Raw genomic sequence first — 25,398 nt, forward strand, 5'->3', positions numbered from 1 at the left:
TCAGGGCTTGGCCGGGTCCCACAGGTCGAAGGCGTTGGGCTGGCCGGCCTTGAAGCGCCGGTCATCGTCGTCGAAGATGCCCTGGAACTCGTTGGGCTGGTAGAGCTTGAACAGCTTGGCCGGGGTGCCGCCGGCGCCGGACGCGTCCAGGATGGCGTTGGCGGCCTTGCGGCCGGCTTCGTTGGCGCCCTCCATGGTGGCGAGGTTGATGTCGGCACGGACGTAGTCGGAGGCCAGGAACAGGTTCGGCAGCGCGGTGGTGGCCTCGGGCCGGTAGTTCCAGGAGCTCGGCCTGTTGATCAGCAGCGGCTCGTCGTTGGCGACCTGCGGGGTGCCGTTGCCGGTGATGGCCGGGTCGATGAAGTAGGAGTGGATGTTGGCGTCGTTGAGCACGATCGGGCCCCACGGGATCGCCTTGCGCAGCTGCGCGACGACTTCCTTGAAGATCTGCTCGGACGTGCACTCGCGCGCGGGCTTGTTGTAGAGGATGCCGGGGACGTCCCAGGCCGACAGGTCGATCGACAGGCACTCGTTGACGTCGCCCTGGCCGTAGGTGCTGCTGAACTTCTTCTTCCAGAACTGCGCCTGGCTGATCGAGGTCAGCGCCCACGGCTGCCCGGCGTAGGCGACGTGCCCCTTGGCCAGGTTGATCGGCTGCCGGAGGTAGATCATGATCCCGTTCATCCAGTCGGTGGTGAGCTCCGACAGGCTCCGCAGGGACGGGTCGGCGGCCAGGATCTGGTCGTTGAGCAGCGGCAGGGCCCGCTCGATCGGGACCGCCAGCACGTAGTGGTCGGCCTCGACGACGCTGGTCCCGCCGGGGCCGCTGATCTGCGCGCCGCTGATCTTCCCGTTGGCGACGGCCAGGTTGGTGAGGGTGGAGTCCGACTGGAAGACGACCCCCAGCGACTTGAGGTAGGCCACCCACGGGTCGATCAGGGCCTCGTTGGTGGGGGCGTTCAGCAGCCGGTCGGGCGCCTTGTAGCCGCCCATGCCGAGCGTGCTGTAGACCCACGCCTCGGCCATCAGGCCCATGGTGTGGGCGTTGGCCTTGTCGGGCTTGGCCGCGACCAGCGTGCCGGTGAACATCTGCACCAGCAGCTCCTGGTACTGCTTGGACATCTTGTCCGAGTGGACGAACTGAGCGAAGCTCATGTTCTCCCACTGCTTGTAGCGGCGCTCGGGGCCGCTGGTGACGAACGCGATCATCTTCTGCAGGAAGTACCCGGCCTCCCACGCCGGGACGTTGCTGATCACGCTCACCGCCGTGTTCAGGAACGCCAGCAGCGAGTCCGGGCTCAGCGTGCCGATGAGGCTGCCCCTCGCCGGCAGCACGAACTTGGTGCCGTTGTAGAACGCGGCGACCTCGTCTCCTGCGGTGAGGTTGTCGAACGCCTTCCCGCCGCCGGGCAGCGGGATCCGCGACATCGTGTCGGGCAGGTTCTGGTAGAAGCCGGGGAAGAACCGGAACCCGTGCTCGGCGGGCAGGTCCTGCCGTCCTCCGCTGCCGGTGCCCGGGACGGGCATGCTGCGGCACTTGCCGCCCCACGCCTTCCGCTCGTAGATGGTCACCTGGAACCCGCGCTCGGCGAGTTCGTGGGCGGTCGACAGCCCGCCCATCCCGCCGCCGAAGATCGCGACGCGGCGGCCGGCCGCGGCCCTGCCGGTGCGCGGGGCGAGGCGGGCGGACGGGGTGGCGGCCGCCGCCGTCCCCCCGCCCAGCACACCGGCGGCCGCGACCGCGCCGGCCGCGGCCAGCGCCCCGGTCACGAACTGGCGGCGGCCCACACCGCCCTGGCTCCTTTCGGCGTCCGCTGCTGCGGTCTGCGCTGCCTCGGTCTGCGGGGAAGTCCTGTCCTCCACGGCGCACTCCTTCGAGGGGGTGGTGTGCTAACCGACACTGATGTCGGTTGCGGGTGGCACCCCACTATGAGCAAGCCGCCGCGGGACGTCAAGACTTCCGGGTGATGCAATTCACGCCGCCCCTAGATTCTTGCCCCCGACCTTGACTCCTCGCCCCCAGCACGTCCACTATTACCGACACGCATGTCGGTAACGTGGCCGACCACCACCCCGGAGACCGGCGAAGGAGACGTCATGGCGGGACTCGGCGCCAGCGAACTGCTCATCATCCTCACCGTCGTCCTGCTGCTGTTCGGCTCGGCGAAACTCCCGCAACTGGCCCGCTCGCTCGGCAAGTCCGCGCGCATTCTCAGGACGGAGACGCAGGCCCTCCACGACGACGAACCCGTGGACCGGCCGTCCGCGCCGCCCGCCCGGCCCCTGCGAGGGGCGGCCCTGCCCACCGAGCACGACGACGTCCGCCAAGCGCGGTAGGAGAACTGCATGTCCTTGCCGAACACCGGCGCGGCCGCCCGGCCGACCCCTCACCGGCACCCTTACGACTACTACTACCGGGAGGGTATGGAATTGCGGCCGGGCCCCGAGTCCGCGACGGTCTCGGATCTGTGGCTGACCAAGCCGCACATCGCGAAGTTCTCCCCCTGGATCCCGGTCGGGGCCACGCCCGCGCCGACACCGCTGACCCGGCTCTTCGACGACCACCGCTGGCAGGGCGACGAGCCGATGGACGCCCTCGTGGCGGCCTTCCGCGAGATCGGGATGGCGCGGGGACGCGCGATGCTGGACCAGGCGCTCGACAAGGGGATCGACGCCGTGACCGATCCCCCGCCCGCGCTGGTGGACCTCTTCCGGCAACTGGAGGACCCACCGGACTGGTTCGACGCCCGCAGGTGGGAGAGGGGGCGCCGCCTGTGGATCAACGCGTCCCTCGCCGGGAAGACGACCATGCTGCTCAGCGACGCCATGGGCACGTTCGTCGGCGCCGAGGTCTCCTCGGCGACCGGGCAGACCCGCAGGTTCCTCGCCGACTTCCGCCGCCGCGAACTGGAGACGGTCGCCTGGTTCTACGGCGTCACCCGCCCCGGCGGAGCCGACCGCCGGTCGCCGGTCTACAAGAGCATCCTCCGGGTTCGGCTGATGCACGCTCAGGCGCGGCTCGCGCTCCGCCGCATCTGGGGCGACGAGCACTTCGCCCGGCACGGCAACCCCATCTCCAACGCCATGACGATGGGCGCGGCGGTCACCTTCGGGCTACTGCCGCCGCTGTTCGACCACGCCCACGGCAGGCGGATCGCTCCGGCGGACCTGGACGACGTCCTGTTGTACTGGTCCTACATCGCCCACCTGATGGGCGTGGCCGACGAACTCATCCCGCGCAACGCCGTCGAGGCCATGGAGATGGCCCACCACATGATCCTCACCGCCGGCGGCCCGACCAGGTGGACCGAGATCACGGTCAACGCGGCCTGCGCGCGCGTCCTCAGCCGCAACCCGGTACGGCGGCGGCTGCAGCTCCACGCGGCGGCTCCGGCGATCGGCCTGCTCTCCGCCCTCACCGGCGAGTCCCTCGTCCGCGCCCTGCTCCGGGCGTCGCCGCTGGCGGCGGTACCGCTCCAGCCGTGGCAGGCCATCGCCGAACGCCTCGTCCACCTCAACGTGCTCCTGCGCATGGCCGGTGACCGGCTGCCCTATGCCGACCACCGCATGAAGCGGCGCGCACGCCACGGCGACGGATGGCAGAAAGCGGGCCTTGCAGTGGTGAGGAGACTCGCGGCCAGATCCGGAGTGTCCGGCACGCCCTATGACCACCACGACATCAGCGTGGCGTGACCTGGTCGTCCCTGTTGCCGAGGCCGGTCCACAGGAGCCGCATCGCCCCCTCCACCAGCACCGATCTCGGCATGTCGGGAAAGCGTTCCCACCACTGCGCGACGCCGTCGAGACCCGTGATGATCAGCTCGACCATCGCCTCGGCGATCGGCTCGTTCGGCGTCACCCCCACCATGCGGATGTCGTCGGCCAGCAGGGCCGTCACCGTGTGCGTGCGCGATTCACGGATGCCCTGCCGGACGATGCGGATCTCCGCATCGTCCTCGTCGGCGCGGTCGAACAGCAGGCGGCGGGCCTCGGGACGGCTCTCGGCGAAGCTGAAGTAGGCGTCGATCGTCGAGCGCATCCGGTCCTCGGCGGTTCCGGAGCCGGCGATGCGGGCCCCGACGTGCTCGATCAGCGCCGCGTTCTCCTCCTGCATGACCGCCAGCAGCAGCACCCGCTTGGACGGGAAATGGTCGTACAGCACCGTCCGGGCCACCCCGGCGGCCGCCGCGATCTCCCCCAGGGAGGTGCCGTGGTAGCCCTTCTCGGCGAACACCTTCAAGGCCGCCGCCATGATCAAGGCCTTACGGGCCGATGCCCGAAGCCGCGGTTTGGGGGCGCGGTTCGCCATGGTCGTGGACCCTCCCTGTCTCCGCCCAGATGAAACCGAGGTCTGGGGGCCAGGACGCGATCCTTTCACGCTCCCCGGGAATTTCCGCTCCCCCGACCGCGGCGGGGCCGCCCGCGCAGGGCTCGGCGCGGGGCTCAGCGCAGGGAGGCGGCGAGCTCCAGGATGCGCGCCGGGTCTCCGTACGGGCTGATCAGGAGGTCGGTGGCGCCGGCGTCGGCGAAGCGGCGCAGCTGCCGGGCGACCGCCTCCTCGTCCCCCGCGATGACCGTCTCGTGCACGCCGGACAGCCCCTGGCGGCCGAGGACCGCACGGTAGGCGGGGAAGTCCGACGCGGGGCCGAACTTCTCGGCCAGTTCGCGGCGAACGCCGTCGGGGTCGGTGGTGAGCGCCACGACGGTGCCCGCCAGCACGCGCGGCGCGGGCCGTCCGGCGTCGTCGGCGGCCTTGGTGATCGCGGGCACGATGTGGTCGGCGATCGCGTCGGCGCCCGTCCAGGTCGTCACGGTGCCGTCGGCGAGCTCCCCCGCGATCCGCAGCATGGCCGGGCCCAGCGCGGACACGACCACCGGCGGCGGGGTCGCGCCGGGCGCGTCCACCGTGCCGACCGCGGTCAGCGTCTCGCCGTGGTAGTCGACGTCCTCCCCGCGCAGCAGCGGGCGCAGGGCCGTCAGGTACTCGCGGACGTGCCGCGCGGGCCGCTCGTAGGAGATCCCATACGCGCCCTCGATGACCGGCGGGTGGCTCGGCCCGATGCCGAGGGTGAAGCGCCCGCCCGCGATGGCCTGCGCGGTGAGCGCCTGACCGGCCAGGGCGAGGGGATGGCGCGGGTAGGTCGGGACGATCGCGGTGCCCACCTCGATGTCCGGCACCTCGCGTCCGGCGAGCGCCGCGGTCATGAGGGCGTCCCAGGACGTGGTGTTCCCGAAGAAGACGCTGTCGAGCCCCGCGTCGCGGGCGAGGCGGGCCTGGGCGACGAGCCCGTCCAAGGGGGCCATCGCGGCGATGGCGAACAGTCCGATGCGCATGCGGCACTCCAACCTGAATCGGATCTTCCGGTTCCGCTACGGGACAAGAGTAACCTGAATATCCAGTTCCGGTTGGCCTGGGGAGGGGGACGATGCGAGCCGACGCGCAGCGCAACCGCGAGCGGATCCTCACCTGCGCCCTCGACCTGTTCGCCGCGCGGGGGCCCGGCGTGTCCATGGAGGACATCGCGCGGGCGGCCGGGCTCGGCATCGGCACCCTCTACCGCCACTTCCCCGACCGGCGGGCCCTCGTCGAGGAGATCGCCGCAGACGCGCTCCGCGGTCTCGGCGCGGAGATCCGGCGCCTGTCCGCGCAGGAGCTGCCGCGCTGGGACGTGCTCACCCAGGTCGCCGCCTACTGCACGGGGCAACCGCTCGCCCTCATCAAGTCCGTCGGCGACGACGGCCTCGCCCCGCCCGAGCGGGCCCCCTTGCAGGACGAGGTCGACGGCCTCCTCCGCGGGCTCGCCGAGCAGGCCCAGCGCGAAGGGACGGTGCGCCGCGACATCAGCCCCGCCGATGTCGTCGAGATCCTCAGCACCGCCGTCTGCCGGCCGGGCGCGCGCCCCGACGACCCCGTCACCCGCGTGATGCTGGACGGCCTCCGGGCAACAGCCGACGCATAGCCGCCGCCCCGGTCGGCCTGGGCGGCGGCGACCCGGGGCGGCGGTGGTACGGGTCAGCAGTCGGTGCCCGGCGCGACCCGGAAGACGATGTGGCTGCGCGCCACCCGCTGGCCGGGCCGCAGGGAGTAGTCGTAGGGACTGCTGGTGACGCAGTAGCCGAGGCGGGTGTTGTTCACGGCCTCGGAGACCGATGTCCCGCCGGGGAAGTAGGCGCCCTGCCCCTCCGCGATTCGCACGACGCGTCCGCCGGAGGGCGTCTCCTGGAAGCAGACGAACCCCGTCGGGCACGTCACCTTCGCCTGGGCGATCCCGGCCGTCCCGGCCACGACGGCGCCGGCCACGACCGCGCCGCCCGCGAGCAAAGCGACGGCACCCGCGGACAGAATTCGAGGCGTTTTCACAGCGGCGAGCATGACATTTTCCCCTTTTAGGGCTCGTAGTGGACGTTGATCGAGGAGACCAGGTCGTTCATCGCGGCGCCCACGTAGGGCACCCGCGTGTAGTTGTGCCACGCCGCGTGCCGGCCCTGGTAGACGGCGTGCTCCCACATGTTCACGTAGTTGCAGCTGGAATGCCCGCCGGACCACGATGAGATCTTGTCGTTGATGTTGTTGAAGGTGGTCTCCAGGTCGCGGATTCCGTAACCTTCCGTGTCGCACGGGCCGTATTCGCCGTACCAGTACTTGGTGAGCCCCCCGTAGTTGGCGTCGGCGTACACCACCAGCAGGAGGGTGCTGGCGGCGGCGCCCACGACGCCGTCCAGCTCCTTCTTCGATGAGGCGCAGCCCTGCCGCAGCACTCGCGACGACGCCTCACCGGACTTCAGGCGGTCCAGCACGTAGGCGCAGTGGCTGACGGCGGCCCGCCCGGTCGTGGCCGCCGGCCCCTGCGACGGACGGCCCGCGGCCGCCGCCGTACCCGCACCGACTCCGGACAGGAGTGCGGCGGTACCGACCATGACCGCGGCCTTAGAAAGGGCACCGTTCATATCTCCTGCTCCTTTTCTCGACGATGAACTCCATTCAAGCAACCGACGGCTTCAGATCTGCGTCACATCTGTTTCATGTGCGGCGAGGAAAGGCCTGGCCGCGTTCTCGAAGAAGGCCCGCGGCGTCGTTCACGGCAGGGACCGATCAGTCGGCGGGGTCCGCGGCGTTAGTTCAGGCCGGATCCGGATCAGTCGGGTGGGGTCAGGTAGTCCTGGAGTTCGCGGTGCCGGAACTGGTAGGTGGCTCCGCTGACGCGCAGCAGCCGGGCCTCGCAGGCCCAGTCGAGGAAGATCCAGAGCCGCAGCGGGAGCAGCCCGCGCGCGGCGGCGGCGATCAGGCCGATCATGGCGCGGGACCAGGCGACCGCGCCGAAGGCGAGGCCGAACGTCACGCCGCCGACGAGCGCGCACGCCAGCGACTCGACGACGTTCCGGTTCATGACGAACACCAGGAACGCGGCGACGCCGCCGGTGAGGCCGAAGGCCGTTCCGATGGCTGGATTGCGGTGCAGCGCCTCTCGCGGGTGGGCCAGTTCCGCGTCCTTGTTCCAGCCGCCCGTCGTGATCTTGAAGAGGATGCCGAGGGCCAGGGCCAGGGCGAACGCTCCCGTCACGCCCAGTGCCAGCGGCACCGGACCGGCGCCGGCGAGCCGCAGCGGCGGCAGCCCGGTGAGCGCGCCGCACAGCCCGAAGCCCAGCAACGTGACCGGTTCGGCGCGGACCGCCTCGGCCACGGTCATGTGCTCGGCTCCCCGCCGCCCGGCTGCCGTCAGGCCGATGACCGCTCCGAGCACCGCGCCGCCCGCCGCGCCCGCGGCCACCGCGAAGCCGGGGCCGAAGACGCCTCCTCCGGTCAGCGCGAGCCCGGTCAGCCCGCCGAGCACACCGACCGGAAGGCCCGCCAGCGCCCCGAGCAGCCCGCCGGTCACGCGCCGCCCGCGCGGGACGTTGGCGCGCCCGCCGGTGGCGGCCGGCCATGGCGACAGCGCGAGACCTGCGGCGAGGCCCACCCACCCGGCCATGAGCGCCAGGGTGAGCCCCTCACCGAAGTCGAGCCCGTCCCGGAGATCACCGGGGGCGTCGACGGCCGACCCCGTCCAGAATGCGAGCATGGCGGTGACCGCGAGGACCAGGCAGGCCAGGAAGTGCAGCGCCCGGACCAGGCGCCGGCCGCCGATCGGCCACAGCAGGTGCGGGACGATGTCGATCGCGGTCAGGCCGGGCGGGCACCCGGCCCCCGAGCTCTGCGCGGCCTGCCGGCGCAGGTGCGCGGCCAGGTGGACGAGCCATGACCGCACCTGTTCGGGCTGGTACGGGGTGCCGTGTGCGGCGCGCGGGGTGAGCCGGGTCGCCGCCGGGACGTACATGCCGAGCAGCCGCCGGGCGATCAGGGCCGCCGCCTCGCGGGGGTCGGACTCCGGGTCGGCGTCCAGCAGTTCGGCGGGACGGGCGCCGGACTCCGTCGCGGTCGCGATCAGCAGCAGCCGCCACGGCGTGGCCAGCGCCATGTGGACGGCCGTCCCCGAAGGCCCGGACAGCGCCGCCCGGATGCCGTCCCGGTGCGCGCCGCACGGGTGGCCGTCCGGCCAGCGGGCCCCGAGATACGAGCCGATCTGCTCGGCCGTCAGGTCGTGGAGGTGGATCCGGGTGGCGTCCTCCAGGCCGATCCTGGCTTCGAACAGCTCGGCATGGCGTCCGGCCCGGCAGGTCACCACGACCGGGCCCGGCCGCCGTCCGGACAGGTCGCTGTAGCGGTTGAGCTCGGTCAGCAGCCCGATCGCCCGGCGGGGCGGCCCGGTGGACGGTTCCGGGTCCAGCTCGTCCAGGCCGTCCATCACCGGCAGCACCCGGCGGGCCCGCACCAGCCGCAGCGCGTCCGCGGCGGCGAGCCCGTAGTCGCGCCGCAGTTGCTCGACCAGCCACGGCTCGAACGGGCTCCCCAGGGTCCATCTGGCCGCGTTGAGGCGTACCGGCACCATCGGCGGGTCGGCGGGGTTTCCGTCACCGGTCAGGAAGGGTCCGAGCAGTTGCAGCACCAGTTCGATGGCGAGCACCGTCTTGCCCGCTCCCGACTCCCCCACGACGAGGAGGCGCTGCGGGCGGAGGCCGCTGAAGAACCCGCCGATCGAGTGCAGGTCGCCGCCGGCCTCACCCGCTGCGCCGTCGCCCGGCATGGAGTCCGCGTCCGGCATGGAGTCCGCGTCCGGCCCGAAGGACACCGGCGCCATGCTGTAGCCGCCGAGCATCCCCTTGCGCGCCCGGTCCTCCTCCCGCGCCACTCGCCGTGCCAGCAGCTCGATGGCGTGATCCCGTCCGGGACGATGGACGGTCTCGTCCTCGACCGGCGGTGCGGGCGTCTCCGCCGTGCCGGGCTCGGCGGGTTCGGACTCCGCGAGGGCCGTCCGGGCCACTCGCCAGCGTTCGAGTTCACCGGGGATCAGCTCGGCCGGGTAGTCGCAGTAGCGGAGGCAGGCCGTCACGTACGCCTTGACGAAGTCCCATCGCGGCAGCTTGCCGGTCTGCCGCAGGACGTGCGAGACGGTGCTCTTGGGCAGCGCGTCGACCGTCGTCCGGTCCGCGGTCACCGTCTGGCCGCCGAGCGACCGGAGCCTGCTCAGCGACGGCTCGCCCGCCCATCGCTTGAGCCGGACCAGCGACCCCACGAAGTCCGCGGTGGTCCCGGCTTCGGCCGGATCCGGTGGACGGAGGTCGTCCGCGGTCATCGATCCGTCCCGACCAGCGCCCACGCGAACGTCGTCCTGCCGCGCCGCGGCCACCGTCCGTCCAGGCAGGTGCCCTCCAGCGTCTGGACATGCCGCGACTCCATCAGGTAGTTGCGCGCCTCGTCGGCCTCGACCAGGTCCCGGCCGACCGCGATGGGGACGAAGCCGTGCCGGGGAATGTAGACCCACCGGCCGCGGTCCCAGTCGTAGGGGTCGAACCAGTGGTGGCGGACGGTGCCCGACACCTTCACCTCCCGGCCGGTCCGGGTCAGGACGAACGAGCCCTGCGAGCGCAGCAGGCTCATCCTGCTGACGTAGAACAGTTCGGTGCCGATGAACGCGTTGATCCGCGCGTCCCAGTGGTCGTTCAACCAGGTGGAGTCGCCGTCGCTCAGCCGGCCCGCCTTCCGCGCGAGCTGCCGCTCGAACCTGCGCCGGTTCTTGCGCTCGGCGCGCCGGATCGCCCGGAACGAGCGCAGCCAGCGCCGCGGCAGCGTACGGGACGCCCCGGCGCCGTCCATGAAGTGGTCCAGGAAGTCGGCCGCGACCGGGTGCACCGTCCGGCTCTCGGCGACGATCGAGCGGAACGTCGCGGCCAGTTCCGCGGCCGGCCTGCCGGTCCGCCGCCGGAAACCTCGCAGGAACATGTTCTGGCTCTCCGTCGAAGGGTCGGTGTCACGGACACGTCCGCCGATACTCCTCCTGCGGCACGTAGTTCCTCCACTCGTCGCGGGTGAGGGAGCGGCCGGCGTTGGCGCACGCCGCGGCCAGCGGGTCGGCGGGCGCGCCGGCGTCCCACAGCCGTGCGGTTCCGTCGCCGGCCACCGTGGCGAGGACGGTCCCGTCCCGGCCGTAGGCCAGCGCCGCCACGCCGCGGGTGTGGCCGGTCATCGGGGCGCCGAGCCGCCGGTGGGCCCGCAGGTCCCACAGCTGCACCTCGTCGTCGGTGGAGCCGGTGGCGATGACGTGCCCGTCCGGGCTGAACGCGAGCGCGCTGATCGCGCCCGTGCCGATGACGAGGGCGAGGCCGACCGGGCGGCGGCGCGCCACGTCCCAGAGCCGGACGGTGGAGTCCGCGGCCGTCAGGGCGAGGGTCCGGCCGTCGGGGCTGAACTCCAGGTCGTTGACGAGCCCGCCGCCGGCCTTGGTCAGCGGAGCGTCGATCTGGCGGCGGGAGGCGACGTCGAACAGCCGCACCCGGTCGTCGAAGCCCGTGGTCGCGAGCGTCGCGCCGCCCGGGCCGAGCGCCATCGCCGTGATGACGTCGGTGTGCCCGGGGACGCGGATGCGCGGCCCGGTCTCCCGGCGGTGCGCGAGGTCCCAGAACGCGATGGCACCGTCCTGGTGGACGGCGACGAACCTGCCGTCGGGGCTGAGCTCGGCCATGCCGTCGAGCGTCCCGTCGTGGGCGATCTCCCGGCGGCTCGCGACGTCCCAGAGCCGCAGGCCGTCGGCGCCGGACGTCAGGAGCGTCCGCCCGTCCGGGAGGAAGTCGATCATGGAGACGGAACGGCGTGGCCCCCCGGGGGTCAGCGGGGCTCCCTCGCGGCGCTGGGCGGCCACGTCCCACAGCTGGACGGCGGGGTCCTTCTCGCCGGGCGCGCCGGTGGCCAGGGTCCGCCCGTCGGGGCTCAGCGCGACGGCGGCCTGCGCGGGCATCGGGGCGCCGATCTGCAGGTGCGTCCGCGGATCGGCCAGCCGCACCGTCCCGTCGTCGGAGCCGGCGGCGAGCAGCCTCCCGTCCGGGCTGAACGCGACGCGCTCGACGGCGCTGACGTTGTCGGAGAGCGCGAGCACCTGCTGCCTGCTCGCCGTGTCCCACAGGACGGTGCGACCGCTGTCTCCGCCGGTGGCGAGCCGTGTGCCGTCCGGGCTGAACACGATCGAGCTGAAACCGGCCCGGCGGTCTTTGAGCACGCCTTCCTGCCTCCGCGTGGCGATGTCCCACAGCCGGGCGGTCCTGTCCCAGCCCACGGTCGCGAGGGTGGTGCCGTCCGGGCTGAAAGCCACGTCGGTGACGTCCTGGGTGTGGCCTTTGAGCGGGGCGCCGAGGCTGCGGGACGTGGCGGCGTCCCAGAGCCGTGCGGTCCTGTCCGCGCTCGCGGTGGCCAACGTCCTCCCGTCCCGGCTGAACGCCAGGCCGTAGATCATGGTCGAGCGGTCCGGCCCGTCGTCGGCGCGGCCCATGGGCGGCCCGTGCGGCCGGTGCGAGATCGCGTCCCACTGCCGGACGACACCGCTGAACTCACCGGTCGCGAGGGTCTTCCCGTCCGGGTCGTACGCCAGCGCCGACACCACCGACTCGAGCTTCAGGGGCGCGCCCACCTGGCGATGCGTGGCCACGTCCCAGAACCGGACGGTGCTGAGGCACGCCGTCGCCAGCGTCCGGCCGTCGGGCGCGAAGGCCACCTCCCGGACGCTGGAGGCGCCCCCGCACTCGTCGTGCGGCTGCATGATCGGGGCGCCGAGCCGCCGCCGCGACGCCGCGTCCCACAGCCGCGCGGCGGCGTCGTGGCCGCCCGTCGCGATGACCGAGCCGTCGGGGCTGAACGCCAGTGCCGTGACGCCGCCGGTGTGCCCGGCCAGCGTCCCCCGGCCGGTGCGGGTCGCCGCGGTGAGGAGGCGGTTGCGCGCCTCGTCGGTGGGCGCGATCCGCCACGCCGCCACGGCCAGCATCGACGACAGCTCGGCGTCGCCGGTGACCTCGCTCTGCGCGGCGAGCTGGCGCGACACCGCCACGGCGCGCTGGCGGTCGGCGTCGCCCGCCGCGAGGACGGCGAGGCCGGCCGCGACGAGGGCGAGCGCCGACAGCGTCGCGAGCCCCGCCTGGACGAGGCGACGGCGGCGGCCCGCCTGCCGCGCCGCCCGGGTCGACGCCGCGAGGAATCCCCCGGCGGTGGGGCCGGGCGGCGGGAAGCTCGCGGGGTCGCGGTCCCAGCGGGGCCGGACGTCGTCGACGGCCAGCAGCCGGGCGCCCCGGTAGAGGAAGGCGGAATCGCGGTGGTGCTCGTCCCACTCCGCGGCGTCCTCGATGAGCCGGTCGTACACCGTCTGCGCGATCAGGTCGGGTTCGAGCCACTGGCGGAGGGTCGGCCAGGCGGTCAGGAGGGCGTCATGGGCGATCTCGACGGCGTCCTCGTACAGGGTGAGCAGCCGCCGGTCGGCGAACGAGGACAGCAGCGCCCCGACGCGGTCCCGCTCCTCCGCCGAATGCGCGGACGCGGCGGCGTACGCCTCGGCCAGCGTCATCCTGCGGCGCGCCACCCGTCCACCGGCGGTGATCACCGTCATCCGGCGCAGCAGCCTCAGCGCGGCCTTGCGGTCCTCCGGCGGCAGCCGCCCGAGGACCTCGTCGGCCGTGCGCCGCACCGAGTCGTGGACGCGGCCCGATTCCTCGTACCCGCGGACGGTCAGCCGGCCGTTCTCCCGCCGCTCCCAGGTGTTGCGGAGAGCGTGCGAGAGCAGCGGCAGGGCCCCGGCCTCGTAGCCGTCGCCGGCGGCCCGGTCGGCGCGCAGGTCCGCCAGGATGGTCTCGACCAGGGCGGGTTCGATCTCCAGGCCCGCCGCGGCGGCGGGACCGATAACGGCCAGCCGGAGATCCGGCTCCGTCATGGGTTCGACGATGACCTGGCCGTCCTGGATGGCCTCGGCGAACTGGGGGTAGGCCGCACAGCGGTCCCAGTAGTCCGCCCGCACTCCGACGACCACCGCGGCGCCTCGCGCGCGTCCGGCCATCGCGTGCAGCGTCCGCACGAACGCCTGACGCTCCGCCTCGCCGGCCACCAGCGTGAACAGTTCCTCGAACTGGTCGACGACCAGGACGAAGCGGCCGGGGGGCGGAAGGGCTTCGGACAGCGCCGCCGGATCGTCCCGCAGCCGCCGTTCCACCGAGTCGACGTCGCCGCCGAACGCCTTCGTCCATTCTTCGGCGAGCGCTCGGAACGGCTCCGCGGTCGGGCTGACGAGCAGGCGCGGCCAGCGCCGCGATCCGGCGACCGGCAGCGTCCCCGCCGCCAGCGCCGGCATCAGCCCGGCCCGTAACAGCGACGACTTGCCCACCCCGGAGGCTCCCGAGACCAGCAGGACGGTCCCTCGCTCCCGCAGCCGCGGCCCGAGGCGCTCAAGGAGGTTGCGCGTCGCCGACGCGCGTCCGAAGAACAGATCGGCCCTGTCGGCCTGGAACGGCGCGAGCCCCTGGTAAGGGCACACGTCGGAGGCGAGACTCGACGGCCGCGTGCCCGTCGGGGCCGTCGCCCGCACCCGAGCGTGCGGGTGCCGATGGTCGCCCTCGCCCGCTTCGCCCATGGCCTTCATTCTGGCCATGGCGGCGGTATTGATCAATCGCCGCCGGGCGTCCTAGAGACTCGGTGTCCTCCTCGCCAGCAGATCCGCGTGGATCCGCTCCAGTGCCGGGCCCGGATCCGCGCCGAACTCGGTCGCGATCCGGACGCGGATCTTCTCGTACCGCGCCAGCGCGTCCGCCTGCCGATCCGCCCGGGACAGGACGATCAGCAGCCGCGCCCACAGTGACTCGCGCAGCGGGTACCGCGCGGTCAACTCGCTCAGTTCCACCACCAGCTCGCCATGGCGGCCGGCGGAGATGTCCAGGTCGACGCGCCGCTCCAGCGCCGCCAGGTAGCGTTCGACCAGCCAGGGCGTCTCCGACTCCAGCAGCGGGCCGGACGGCACGCCCTCCAGCGGCTTGCCGCGCCACAGGGCGAGCGCCTCCGCCAGCCGCGCCCGCTCCTGCGCGGCGTTCGACGCCGCGGAGGCGGCTCTCAGCAACCTGCCGAACCGCAGGGCGTCGACGTGCTCGGGATCGGCCCGCAGCACGTAGCCGGCGGGCCTCGAACCGATCGAGTCCGCACCGAGCGCGCTCCGCAGCCGGGCGATGTACGTCTGCACGCTGCGCCGGGCGTTGCCCGGCAGTTCCTCGTCCGTCCACACGGCCGTGGCCAGCCGTTCCACCGACACGGCCTGACCGGACGACAGCGCCAGCATCGCCAGCAGGGCCCGCAGCCTGCCCGCCGTCAACGAGACCGGACGTTCGTCCAGCGACACGGCGAGCGGCCCCAGCAACCCCACGGAGAGCACCGCCCGCCGCCGGCCGCCCAGGTCGTCGCCGACCACCGATTCACCGCTACGCGTGATCACATCTCCCCCGAGATCCTGACCGGCCGGTACCCCGCGCACCGGCCTTCGCCGAAGAGATCAGCACGTACATCGAAGGCGCGTCCCACCCGTCCGAACAAGCGCTCAGACGGAAGTGAACGGAATCGGACGCACGGCTCGCCTCCGGTGGAGGCCCGCGATCTGCCCTTTTAGTTAGCCTTAACTTATATTCGGACGGTGCATCCATCTGAGATCCGTACGGTGCGGACCGAGGCCGACCTCCGGGAGATCGTCCAGGAGCCGCCGCAGGTCATCTGGGACAAGGACATCGGCCGCATCGACGAGCACGCGCGCACGCTCATCGCGCACTCGCCCCTCGTCCTGCTGGCGACCTCGACCCCGGAGGGCACCTGCGACGTCTCGCCCAGGGGAGACCCGGCCGGATCGGTGCTCGTCCTGGACGACCACCGGCTGGCGATCGCCGACCGGCCCGGCAACCACCGGGTCGACAGCTTCCGCAACGTGCTGCACAACCCCCACGTCGGGCTGCTGTTCCTCGTGCCGGGGATGAACGAGACCCTCCGCGTGAACGGCCGCGCGACGCTCGTGTCGGACGCGCCCTTCTTCGACGACCTGACGGTCAAGGGCAGGCGCCCGCGCCTCGCCCTCCTCGTCGACGTCGAAGAGCTCTACATGCACTGCGCGAAGGCGTTCCTGCGCTCCTCTCTGTGGAAGCCCGAAACCTGGCCGGACCGCAAGACCCTCCCCACCCTCGGCCAGATCGCCAAGGACCACATGGGCCTCCACCAGCTCTCCGCGGCAGAGATCGACGCAGACCTGGACCGCGACGCCGAACTGAATCGCTACTGAGCCATCCCGCAACGGGTCGGGTCCCCTACCGGCGTTCTCCCTTCAGGGAGGCTTCAGCGGACAGCTCGTCGAGCACTTCGGGCAGATCGGTGATGTCGGGCACATCGAAGCCGAGGGCGCGCAATCTGTCCGCGGCGGCGGCGATCGGGATGCCGACCTGCACGGCGCCGGCCACCAGGTTCCACAGCGGCACCGGGACCTCCTGGTCGAGCCACCACCCGCGATCGGCGTACTGGCGCAGGTAGAGCATCTCGGGCCGAGGGAGGACGCCGAGTTCACGACTCATGAGGGTGAGGTCGATGGCGTCGACGGGCCCGTGCGGCAGCGCCGGAACCGTGAATCCGAAATCCTCGAGGCGCCGGGCCGTCTCCTCCGGCGTCCGGTGGCATCGCTCGGCGGCCGTCAGGACGTGCCCCAGCGGCACGACGACGTCGGTCAGCCACGGCCAGTCGCCGGTCAGGTCCCTGCTGGCGAGCACCCGGTCGCCCGGTTGCGGGGAGTCGAGCCGGGAGAGGCCGGACGGGACGAGGAAGCCGAGCTGCGCCATGCGCCGTGCGGCCTGACCGATCGAGCATCCCAGCTTCTCCGCCGCCGAGACGATGTGGCCGGCCGGAACCGGGACGAGGAGGTCATCGTCATCCCACTGGCGCAGGGCGATGAAACCGGGCTGAAGGTACTGGGTGACCAGCAGGTCGTCACCCGGCTGGACGTCGCCCGCGTCGAGGATCGCCGGCGGAAGGTCGAACCCGAGGTCGGCCAGCCTACGGGCCACCTCCCCGACCGGACGCCCGCACCCGGTCGCGGCATCGACGACGTGCCGGGAACGGACCCACCCCTCCATGCCCAGCCACGGTGGCTCGTCGTCGAAGTCCGAGCTCAGGATCCGCAGATCATCGGAACTCCCTCTGGCGAACGCCTCGGGCACGCGGAAGCCCAGTTCGACGAGGCGGCGGGCGATCTCCTCAATGCCCTTTCCAAGCCCTTCGGAGGCGAAGACGAGGTGCCCCAGCGGAACGGTCCGCGCTCCGGGGAGCATCGGCGGGTAGCCGTTCAGTTCCAGGCTGAGCAAACGCCGGTCATCCGGCTCGATCCGCCCCCGCACAGGAAGTTCCCCGGGCACCGTGAAACCGAGGCTCGCCAGGCGATCGGCCACGCGTGCGGCGTCGCGGCCCAACTGCGCCGCCGCCGAGACGATGTGCCCGGCCGGGACCGGCGCCGGAGCGCCCTCGGCGTCGAGCGGTTCCAACCACGGCGGATTGCCGTCGAGATCCCGGCTGAGCAGGATGCGGTCGGCCGGCTCGGCGATGCCCGCGTCCAGGAGGATCCGTGGCACGGTGAATCCGAGGGCGGCGAGCCGCCTCGCCACCCTGGAGATCGGCCGGCCGAGTTGCGCCGCGGCCGCCACGACGTGTCCCGTGCCCACCTCGACCGCGGCTCCCGCCGAATCGCGCTCGGCCAACCATGGCGCGACGCCGTCGAGGTCCCGACTGGTGATCAGCAGATCCGCCGGCTCCGCCTCCCCCAGTTCGCGCAACCGCGGGGGGAAGTCGTATCCCAGCCGACCGAGACGGTCCGCCACCTCGCCGATGGAATATCCGGTTCTCGTCGCGGCCTCCAGGAACTGGCGGACGGAGACGGGTTCTGAAGCGGGCACCCAGCAGTGCTTTCGACCCGTGCGCATCGCGTACGGCTTCTCTGGGTTGGCGTCCAGGATTATCCCGTCGGAGGGCCTGGCCCGTTCACCCGGAAGGGGCCGACTGCCAGGCCGCCCCAATCCGGCCATGCGCCATCTCATCAAGTGATCGGTCAGCGGTTCGGCCCCACGGCGTTCCTGGCGTTGCTTCAGGCTGCGTATGAGGTACTCCGGTTTGCGGTACGAGTCCGCGGGCCGGAGGAGAAGCCGATCGGACGCCAGCAGGCCGAGGCGGGCGAAGTCGAGATGCCGGCCGTTGAGCTGGAACGAGCGCCCGGCGTCCAGCGCCGTCTGGAAGATCAGATCCGCGACGATCGGCTGCTGCTCGGCGAACTCGCAGAGCCAGTCGAACGTCGGTAGCGGGATCTCCGACGACTCGAAGGCGTCCACCGCGCCCGACAGCACGCGGGTGAGGATCCGCCTGTTCCGGGGAGTGTCGAGCACTTCCTTGCGGTCGACCGACAGCTCGGGGACGTTCTCCCCGGTCAGGTTGACGATGACCCCGAAGCAGGATTCGTTGGTCCTGAGCCCGTCGACCAGGATGGCTCCTTCGCCATCGCACCACCAGACCGGCACATCGGGATGGGGGTACAGGACCCTCAGCGGGTACGCCTTCATCTCGTGCGGCCGCCACGTCTCGATGAAAGCGCCGTCCCTGGCCTCCACGTGGAACTCCGAGTACTCCAGGACGTTGCGCAATGACTGCTTGCAGGAGACGGGCTTCTTGTCGCCTGCGGAGCGCAGATAGAGCCGCAGCACCGTGCCCGCGTCCGTCCCGGGACCCGCGGGTTCTATGTGGAAGAGCGTGCCCGGCCCGGCGATCGAGACCTTGAGCCGCTCTCCCGGTCTGCCGTCGCGGCCGAGGCGGCAGGTGGTCACGGTGATGTCGTCCGCGAGCATGAAGTAGCTGAGCACGCCGATGCCGAACTGGCTGTTCGGGTACAGCTTCACCTGCGGCTCGATCGACTCCCACTCGGCCTGCTCCTCGAGGAACTCGGGGAGTTCGGCGAACCGGGCGCCGGCCTGCGCGAAGACGTCGCGCAGTTCCCGGACGCCCATCCCGATGCCATTGTCCTTGCATTCGATGTAGGGGCGCCCCTGGTCGTCGATTCCCTGGGTGAAGCGGATCCGGCCCTCCCATTCGGGCACGGGCGCTCCCGTGGCACGCAGGTATTCGGTGCGGGCCCGCCGGTAACGGCAGGCGTCGAGGGCGTTCTGGTAGATCTCGCGGATGGCCAGGTCGGCGTCGCCATAGAGGTTCTCGCCCATCAGCAGTTCCTGGACGCGGGCCTCGTTCAACTGGAACCGGATCCCCGCGGAGGTGTACGCGGGCCCCTTCTCCGTCTCCGCGGCGCGCACCTGGCTCGGGTCCGCGTAACGGGGAAGCCGCTTCAGCCCCGCGAGGGAAGGATCCGCCGAGTTGCCGAGGTCGGCGAGCAAGCGGTCGAGGGCGCCGACATGCTCGCGCAACGCCACCTCCACCGCCGGATGGGAGCAGGCCGCGCGCAGCGCACGGCCGGAGCCCCGCGGCTCCCAGCGCGCCTCGTCCAGGGAACGCAGGACGTCCGCGGGCACGACGGACTTGGGAATGCCGACATGCTCCACGAGCACGGTGGGCAGCCCGGTCGTCTCGATCGCCATCCGGTGCGCGACCACGAGCAGGTAGGCCACCAGGCGCTCGCGCAGCTCCTGCTCCCCGAGCAGCCCCGGAGCCACCACAAGCGAGGAGGAGAGGCCGTGCGGACGGTCGGTGCGGGCGATGAAGCCCGGGTCGGCGTACAGGAGCCGGACCATCTCGCTCAGCCGCCCGGCACTCAGCACCTCCCCGGCGAGCGGGCTCGCCGGCTCCCACCCCGCCAGCGAATCGACGACCGCGCGTTCACCGAACATCTCCGCACTGGCGGTGACGCAGCGGTGCAGGAGCCACCAGCCGATCCGCCCCGCCGTCTCACGGTCGCCCGCGGCGCCCGCCGCCGCGGCGCGGCGCAGGAGACGGGGTCGTCCGCGGGCGTAGGACTCGAACCTCTCGCGTTCCGGCGACGTGGCGGTGGCCGGCGAGAGGTCGAAGGGATCCACCACGCTCGCGTCGGCGACGGCCCGCGTCCAGTGGACCTGGTGGACGAAGGGCAGCGCGACCAGCAGCGCCGCCTCGGCGGGCGTGAGCCGCAGGTCGTCGAGGAGCGAACCGAGGATCAGGCTCATCCGCGCGGACATCCGCAGCGCGAACCGCTCGTCGTGCCACGGGTCGGACGCCAGCACCGCCTCGGTCCTGCGGCGCGCGGCGGCGAGGTGGCGGACGAGGGACACCACGTCGTCCCTGAGGGACTCGATCCCGTGGACGTCGGCGGCCTTCTGCCATGCGACGTGCTGGGCCGCGGCCGCGGCCCAGTCATCGGCCTCCCTGTCGGCCGCCGAGCCGGGAAGCACCACGAATCCGTCGCCGTCGACCTCTCCGGCCACGCGCGTCCGCTGCGGGGCGAGCCGATGCTCGGCGGTCAGCGCCGCCATGTGCTCCGCGACGGCGTGCGCGAAGTCCGTCAGCGTCGCCTGCGTCGCCCCGTCCTTGATCGCCCGCTCCACGGCGACCGCGAAGAGGCTGAACGACGTGCCGTCCGGCCCGTCCGGGACGTACCGCGCGACCTGCCCGGGCGTGCACGGGAAGAGCCATGCGACATTACGCCGCTCCGACCGGGCGATCTTGTCCTGCGACCACGCGGTGCGCGCGGCGATCGACTTGGTGTGCTCGTGGAAGCCCTCCCGGCAGGCGTCGACGAGGAAGACGATGCCTCCCGCCGGGCTCGACTCGATCACCGCCTGCCAGGTGTTCAGCGGAACCGCCACGTCGGCGAGCGGCAGCCAGCTCGTGTCGGCGTCGCTGGGCAGCAGGTAGTCGATGCCCTTTCCGTGCGCACCGTGCCCGCTGAGGTAGATGAGCAGCGTGTCGTTCGGCTGCGCGGTCATCAGGAAGCGGCTGACCTCGCTGCGGATGCGGGTCTGCCCCAGCCTGCCGCTGTCGTCGGGGATCTCGGTCGCGTAGCCTCTCGCCTCCAGCGCGGTGGCCACGTTGACGAGGTCGTCGGGGACGAACGGCAGCGGCGCAAGCTTGGGATCCTGGTATTCCGCGACACCGAGGAGCAGCGCCCGAAAGCGTCCCACCGCCCCTCACTCGCCGAAGACCAGGATGATGTTCGCCTTGGTGCCGACCTTCGCCGTGCCGATGATCTGGATTCCGCCCTCTGCGGAGACCTCCACCCCGATCTGGGCCTCCTTGAGCCGGAAGCGCTCCGTGCTGTCGGCCAGGTCGCCCAGAAGGGCGCGCAGGGAATCGCTGGTGCGGCGCAGATTCTCCCGGAGGACGTCCAGCGGGATGTGGCGGAGCAATGCCTCGCCATCCGCGGCGGAGAACAGGCCCATCGTGGAGTCCTGTTCGCTCACCGAAACGAGGAGGGGAAGAGTTTCGCCTTCCCTTCCCGGCGGAATGCCCTGTACCGAGTCCTGGCTCACCGTGACTTCACCCGCCAACGCGCTAGTAAACCGCCACATTCAGCCACAAGATGCTAACGCGCGATCGCCTCTGAATCAGCGGTAATGCGGACGGGCAGGGAGCGGAGGCCGCGGACGATCGAGCCGGTGCGGTGGTGGCGCAGGTCGGTGGGCGGGACGGCGAGAGCCAGGTCGGGGAAGCGGTCCAGCAGGCCGCCGATGGCGATCTCGCCTTCCAGCCGGGCCAAGGGGGCGCCCAGGCAGAAGTGTGGGCCGTGCCCGAAGGCGACGTGCCGTTTCGGGGCGCGGGTCACGTCCAGCCGGTCGGGGGCCTCGAACACGGCGGGGTCGCGGTCCGCAGCGCCGAGCGAGACGTGCACCCAGGCGCCCTTGGGGATCGGGGTCCCGGCGATCTCCAGGTCCTCCAGGGCGATGCGCTGGCTCGCCCGCTCCACCGGGCCGTCGTAGCGCAGCAGTTCCTCGACCGCGGACGGCAGCAGCTCGGGCCGCGCACGGAGGAGGGCAATCTGGTCGGGCGCCTGGAGCAGCGCGAGCACGCCGTTGCCGATGAGGTTGACCGTGGTCTCGTGCCCCGCGATGAGCAGCAGCGCGATGCCGGCCAGCAGCTCGGCCCCGGTGAGGGCGGCGTCCCCGTCGCGGGCGGCGATCAGGCCGCTGACCAGGTCGTCCGCCGGACGGGCCCGGCGCTCGGCGATGACCTCGATCAGGTAGCCGTTGAACGCGCGGGCGGCCTCGCGGCGGCGGGCGCGGGCCTCGGAGGTCAGCGCCGGGACGGTCAGCACGGCCGTCCACTCGCGGAACCGGGCCCGGTCGGACGCCGGCACGCCGAGCATCTCGCAGATGACCTGGATCGGTAGCGGGACGGCCAGCTCCTCGATCAGGTCGGCCTCGCCGCGCGCCGCGATGCCGTCCAGCAGCGCTGCGGCGATCTCCTGGACGCGGGGGCGCAGCTCCGCCACGCGCCGGGCGGTGAACGCCTTGGCCATCAGCCCGCGCAACCGGGTGTGGTCGGGCGGATCCATGGCGAGCATCGTTCCGCCGAAGAACTGCTCGCCGTTCACGGGCAGGGCGCTGTGCGCGACGTCCTTGGACAGGCGCGGATCGCTCAGGGCCGCGCGGCCGTGCTCATGGTCGACCACCAGGAACGCCGTCGCTCCCTGCGGGAAGTCGATCGGATGGACGGGCCCGGACGCCCGAAGTTCCGCGTACGCGGCGTAGGGGTCCTCGCTGAACGCCCGGCTGAACAGCAGTTCCAGCGGCAGCATCAGACGACCCTCCCCACTCCGGCGAGGAAGCCGGGCGGGGCCATGTCGGACTGGAACGGCTCGGCGTCCGCCCGCCCCCCCGTCCGGCCGCAGGCGGACCGCACCTGGTTCTCCACGTCCAGGGTGATCGCGCCCCGGTATCCGTGGGTGATGGCCAGGTAGCTGCCGGGGGCGAGGGCCGCGCGCAGTTTCGCCACTACCTCGGCCGGACGGTCCTCGTCCGGGACGAAGCGCAGGACGCCGCGTCCGGCCATCATCGTCACGGCCCGCGACAGCAGCCGCCGGTTGGCGCGGGTGAACTCCAGCACGTTCGGCATCGCCGCCACCACCTGGTCGGCGGCCGCGCGATCGGCGGCGTAGTTGTCCTTGCCGCCGAGGTAGTAGTCGTACATCCTGGCCACGCTGGGGGTCTCGGGGTCGATCACCCACTCCGGATGACTCTCACCGCTCACGGACGGACCTCCTGCCCGGGGTGCAGATCGCACGATTGTAGGGGCGCGCCCGGCCCGATTTCCGATCTTCAACAACTCATCGTGACAATCGCGGAAACACGCCTGGTAAAGCACGGAAAATTCGCCGCGCACGGCGGTGCCGGCACGTCCCGGAGGGCGACACCGGTGTGGCGCGGTGGAAAGATGAGCGGCATGGGAAAAGTCGTGGTCACCGCAGAGAAGACGCTCACCGCCGGCCCGGACCGGGTGCTCGGAGCCCTCGCCGACTACACGGGCGCCCGATCCCGCATGCTGACGGAGCATTTCAGCGAGTACGAGGTGCGGGAGGGCGGTCAGGGTGAGGGCACGGTGGTGCACTGGAAGCTGGCGGCCACCAGCAAGCGGGTGCGCGACTGCCTGTTCACCGTGAACGCTCCTGACAAGGACCGGCTGGTCGAGCGGGACGCCAACTCGTCCATGGTCACCACCTGGACGGTCTCCCCCGCGGCCGGCGGCGGCTCCCGCGTGCAGGTCACGACCACCTGGGACGGTGCGACCGGCATCGGAGGCTTCTTCGAGCGGACCTTCGCCCCCAAGGGCCTGCGGCGCATCTACGAGGAGCAACTGGCCAAGCTGAGCTCCGAAGTCGCCGGCTGACCGGCGCCACCACCCGTCCCCTCATCCCGGCGAATTGTGGGGATTTTCAGCGAATTACCGGGATTCCCGTCCCGGGACGGCTCGTTTATCGGCGGTTCTCAGCGGAATGGTCCGCCACGGAAGCTTTGGAGGCTGCCCGTGGCCATCTACCTGTACCGCTGCGCGGAGTGCGGACCGTTCGACGTCTCCCGGCCGATCGGCACAGCCGGACCCAGCGAGCCCTGCGCGTCCTGCGCCGGTGAAGCCCCCCGCGTCTTCACCCCGCCGCTCGTCGCCCGCACGTCCCGTCCGCTCGCGCGGGCCCTCGATGCTCAGGAGGCCGGCGCCCACGAGCCCCGGGTGGTCGAGCGCGTCCCTGCGGCACCGCGCGGGCCCGCGCCGCCCGCCGATCCCAGGCACGCGCTGCTCCCCCGTCCGTGACGGGGACGGGACCCAGGAACTCTCGGAGGAAGACATGCCCGATGTCGTGTTCAGCGTCGACCAGTCGAAGTCCATGCGCGACCAGAAGGTGCCCGGCCACAACCGCTGGCATCCGGACATTCCACCGGCGGTCACGGTGCGCCCGGGGTCGGAGATCCGCGTCGAGTCCAAGGAGTGGATGGACGGGCAGGTCGGCGACAACGACTCGGCGAACGACATCCGGGACCTCGACCTGAATGTCAACCACATGCTGAGCGGGCCGATCGCGGTGGAGGGCGCCGAACCCGGCGACCTTCTGGTCGTGGACATTCTCGATATCGGCCCCGTCCCGCAGGAGAAGGGCGGCGTCGCCGGTCAGGGCTGGGGCTACACCGGTATCTTCGCCCGCGACAACGGCGGCGGCTTCCTCACCGACTGGTTCCCCGACGCGTACAAGGCCATCTGGGATTTCCACGGCCAGGTCGCAACGTCCCGGCACCTTCCCGGCGTCCGGTTCACCGGGATCACGCATCCCGGGCTGTTCGGCACCGCGCCGTCCGCCGACATGCTGGGCCGCTGGAACGCGCGCGAGCAGGCCCTCATCGACACCGACCCGGACCGGGTCCCGCCGCTCGCGCTGCCGCCGCAGCCGCTGGAGGTCCTCGCGGGCAACCTCACGGGCGCCGACCTGGAGCGCATCGGACGCGAGGGCGCCCGGACGGTCCCGCCCCGCGAGAACGGCGGCAACCAGGACATCAAGAACTTCAGCCGCGGGTCGCGCGTGTTCTTCCCCGTCTACGTCCCGGGCGCGCTGCTGTCCGGCGGCGACCTGCATTTCAGCCAGGGAGACGGCGAGATCACGTTCTGTGGCGCCATCGAGATGGGCGGGTTCATCGACCTGCACATCGACCTCATCAAGGGCGGAATGGAGAAGTACGGGGTCACGACGAACCCCATTTTCATGCCGGGCAACGTCGAGCCCCGCTACGACCAGTTCATCTCCTTCATCGGGATCTCGGTCGACCACCGGACCGACACCAACCATTTCACCGACGCCACGCTCGCCTATCGGAACGCCTGCCTGAACGCCATCGAGTACCTGAAGAAGTTCGGCTACACGGGCGAGCAGGCGTACCTGCTGCTGGGCGCCGCACCGATCGAGGGTCGGCTCAGCGGCGTCGTGGACATCCCGAACGCCTGCTGCTCCCTCTACCTGCCGACCGCCATCTTCGATTTCGACGTCCGCCCCACGGCGGAGGGGCCCCGGCGCGCAGACCGCGGCCAGTGCGCGGTCACGTCGTAGGACTGGAAGCGTCCGATGCTCCTGACTCATTGGCGGTCGGGGCGGACGATGTACCAGGCTCCGGATGGTGTGATCCAGATGAGCAGTCCGGGCCAGATCTGGTGGAGTTTCCAGCCGGGGCTTTGTTTCAGCCGGTGATGTCGCCTGCAGAGCGGGGCGAGGTTGCAGCGGCAGGTGGTGCCGGGCCGCCAGGGGAGGGTGTGGTCGAGGTCGCAGCGGTGGGAGGGCTGGTTGCAGGTGGGGAAAACGCAGGTGGCGTGGCGGGCTTGGATCTCTCGCCGCATCGCGGCGGGTGGCCGGTAGCCGGGCCGGCCGTGGTTCTCGTCGTGGCCCTGGCAGGCGGTGTGGCGGGCTTGTGCGAGCTGGGTGTGGATATGTCGGGCCGTGTGCCGGATGGCGTACGGCAGGTCGCGGGGGTCGACGCGTCCGCGCACATGGTTCAGGCGCTGGTCCACCTCGTCGGCGAGCACGGCGATGCCGGTATCGGCAGCAC

20 protein-coding genes and 1 pseudogene are annotated in these 25,398 nt (G+C 71.9%); 7 read left to right on the forward strand and 14 right to left on the reverse strand.

The annotated features are described in order from the left end of the window. Positions 1-1,863, reverse strand: coding sequence for a hydroxysqualene dehydroxylase (locus tag SM418_RS28985; RefSeq protein WP_371944141.1), 1,863 nt, complete (start codon positions 1,861-1,863; stop codon positions 1-3). 234 nt (positions 1,864-2,097) lie between these two features. Here SM418_RS28985 and SM418_RS28990 point away from each other — a divergent pair, with 234 nt between their 5' ends. Next, the gene (locus tag SM418_RS28990; RefSeq protein ID WP_371966128.1) at positions 2,098-2,337 is read left to right on the forward strand and encodes a twin-arginine translocase TatA/TatE family subunit; all 240 of its coding nucleotides are present in this window, start codon (positions 2,098-2,100) and stop codon (positions 2,335-2,337) included. 9 nt (positions 2,338-2,346) lie between these two features. Further along, positions 2,347-3,693: an oxygenase MpaB family protein gene (locus SM418_RS28995; RefSeq protein WP_371944139.1), complete on the forward strand. Its 1,347-nt coding sequence runs from the start codon at positions 2,347-2,349 to the stop codon at positions 3,691-3,693. Here the strand turns inward: SM418_RS28995 and SM418_RS29000 are convergent. Together SM418_RS29000 and SM418_RS29005 are read right to left on the reverse strand one after the other, a co-directional pair. Next, a complete protein-coding gene (locus SM418_RS29000) occupies positions 3,680-4,252 on the reverse strand; it encodes a TetR/AcrR family transcriptional regulator (RefSeq protein WP_371944138.1) in 573 nt (190 codons plus the stop codon). The genes SM418_RS28995 and SM418_RS29000 overlap by 14 nt on opposite strands. A 191-nt stretch (positions 4,253-4,443) precedes the next feature. Next, positions 4,444-5,334, reverse strand: coding sequence for an LLM class F420-dependent oxidoreductase (locus SM418_RS29005; RefSeq protein WP_371944137.1), 891 nt, complete (start codon positions 5,332-5,334; stop codon positions 4,444-4,446). Between the two features lie 92 nt (positions 5,335-5,426). On the opposite strand from SM418_RS29005, the gene SM418_RS29010 reads away from it, so the two are divergent. Next, entirely contained in the window at positions 5,427-5,960 is a 534-nt protein-coding gene (locus SM418_RS29010) for a TetR/AcrR family transcriptional regulator (protein ID WP_371944136.1), read from the forward strand. A gap of 53 nt (positions 5,961-6,013) precedes the next feature. Here SM418_RS29010 and SM418_RS29015 read toward each other — a convergent pair whose 3' ends face one another. From SM418_RS29015 to SM418_RS29040, 6 genes are all read right to left on the reverse strand, one after another. Beyond that, on the reverse strand, positions 6,014-6,373 hold the full coding sequence (locus SM418_RS29015; RefSeq protein WP_371944135.1) for a hypothetical protein: 360 nt from the start codon (positions 6,371-6,373) through the stop codon (positions 6,014-6,016). A gap of 14 nt (positions 6,374-6,387) precedes the next feature. Next, positions 6,388-6,948, reverse strand: a complete 561-nt coding sequence (locus SM418_RS29020; RefSeq protein WP_371944134.1) for a hypothetical protein — start codon at positions 6,946-6,948, stop codon at positions 6,388-6,390. Positions 6,949-7,136: 188 nt separating this feature from the next. Continuing rightward, complete coding sequence (locus SM418_RS29025) at positions 7,137-9,671, reverse strand: NACHT domain-containing protein (RefSeq protein ID WP_371944133.1); 2,535 nt, start codon at positions 9,669-9,671, stop codon at positions 7,137-7,139. Next, the gene (locus SM418_RS29030; protein WP_371944132.1) at positions 9,668-10,318 is read right to left on the reverse strand and encodes a hypothetical protein; all 651 of its coding nucleotides are present in this window, start codon (positions 10,316-10,318) and stop codon (positions 9,668-9,670) included. The genes SM418_RS29025 and SM418_RS29030 overlap by 4 nt, the downstream gene beginning before the upstream one ends. A gap of 28 nt (positions 10,319-10,346) precedes the next feature. Then, the gene (locus SM418_RS29035) at positions 10,347-13,976 is read right to left on the reverse strand and encodes an NACHT and WD repeat domain-containing protein (RefSeq protein ID WP_371944131.1); all 3,630 of its coding nucleotides are present in this window, start codon (positions 13,974-13,976) and stop codon (positions 10,347-10,349) included. Positions 13,977-14,027: 51 nt separating this feature from the next. Next, entirely contained in the window at positions 14,028-14,825 is a 798-nt protein-coding gene (locus tag SM418_RS29040; RefSeq protein WP_371944130.1) for an AfsR/SARP family transcriptional regulator, read from the reverse strand. Positions 14,826-15,020: 195 nt separating this feature from the next. Between SM418_RS29040 and SM418_RS29045 the strand changes: the two genes are divergently transcribed. Beyond that, positions 15,021-15,653 (forward strand): pyridoxamine 5'-phosphate oxidase family protein, encoded by a 633-nt coding sequence (locus tag SM418_RS29045; protein ID WP_371944129.1) that lies wholly within the window; start codon positions 15,021-15,023, stop codon positions 15,651-15,653. A gap of 25 nt (positions 15,654-15,678) precedes the next feature. On the opposite strand, the gene SM418_RS29050 is transcribed toward SM418_RS29045, so the two are convergent. From SM418_RS29050 to SM418_RS29065, 4 genes are read right to left on the reverse strand one after another with little or no spacing between them, the layout of a single operon-like run. Then, a complete protein-coding gene (locus tag SM418_RS29050) occupies positions 15,679-20,502 on the reverse strand; it encodes a wHTH domain-containing protein (protein WP_371944128.1) in 4,824 nt (1,607 codons plus the stop codon). A gap of 6 nt (positions 20,503-20,508) precedes the next feature. Continuing rightward, positions 20,509-20,868, reverse strand: coding sequence for a Pepco domain-containing protein (locus tag SM418_RS29055; RefSeq protein ID WP_371944127.1), 360 nt, complete (start codon positions 20,866-20,868; stop codon positions 20,509-20,511). Between the two features lie 35 nt (positions 20,869-20,903). Further along, the gene (locus SM418_RS29060) at positions 20,904-22,115 is read right to left on the reverse strand and encodes a cytochrome P450 family protein (protein WP_371944126.1); all 1,212 of its coding nucleotides are present in this window, start codon (positions 22,113-22,115) and stop codon (positions 20,904-20,906) included. After that, entirely contained in the window at positions 22,115-22,567 is a 453-nt protein-coding gene (locus tag SM418_RS29065; RefSeq protein WP_371944125.1) for an SAM-dependent methyltransferase, read from the reverse strand. The genes SM418_RS29060 and SM418_RS29065 overlap by 1 nt, the downstream gene beginning before the upstream one ends. A gap of 192 nt (positions 22,568-22,759) precedes the next feature. On the opposite strand from SM418_RS29065, the gene SM418_RS29070 reads away from it, so the two are divergent. From SM418_RS29070 to fmdA, 3 genes are all read left to right on the forward strand, one after another. Beyond that, positions 22,760-23,203 carry an SRPBCC family protein gene (locus SM418_RS29070; protein WP_371944124.1) on the forward strand — a complete coding sequence of 148 codons (444 nt, stop codon included), beginning with the start codon at positions 22,760-22,762 and terminating at the stop codon, positions 23,201-23,203. Positions 23,204-23,341: 138 nt separating this feature from the next. After that, the gene (locus tag SM418_RS29075; RefSeq protein WP_371944123.1) at positions 23,342-23,623 is read left to right on the forward strand and encodes an FmdB family zinc ribbon protein; all 282 of its coding nucleotides are present in this window, start codon (positions 23,342-23,344) and stop codon (positions 23,621-23,623) included. A gap of 34 nt (positions 23,624-23,657) precedes the next feature. Then, on the forward strand, positions 23,658-24,905 hold the full coding sequence (gene fmdA, locus SM418_RS29080) for a formamidase (protein ID WP_371944122.1): 1,248 nt from the start codon (positions 23,658-23,660) through the stop codon (positions 24,903-24,905). A 26-nt stretch (positions 24,906-24,931) separates the two neighbouring features. On the opposite strand, the pseudogene SM418_RS29085 reads toward fmdA, so the two are convergent. After that, a pseudogene (locus tag SM418_RS29085) lies at positions 24,932-25,398 on the reverse strand (HNH endonuclease signature motif containing protein); the annotation flags it as partial.

This window comes from Actinomadura chokoriensis (genome assembly GCF_041463665.1).
GTDB classification, from domain to species: domain Bacteria; phylum Actinomycetota; class Actinomycetes; order Streptosporangiales; family Streptosporangiaceae; genus Spirillospora; species Spirillospora chokoriensis_A.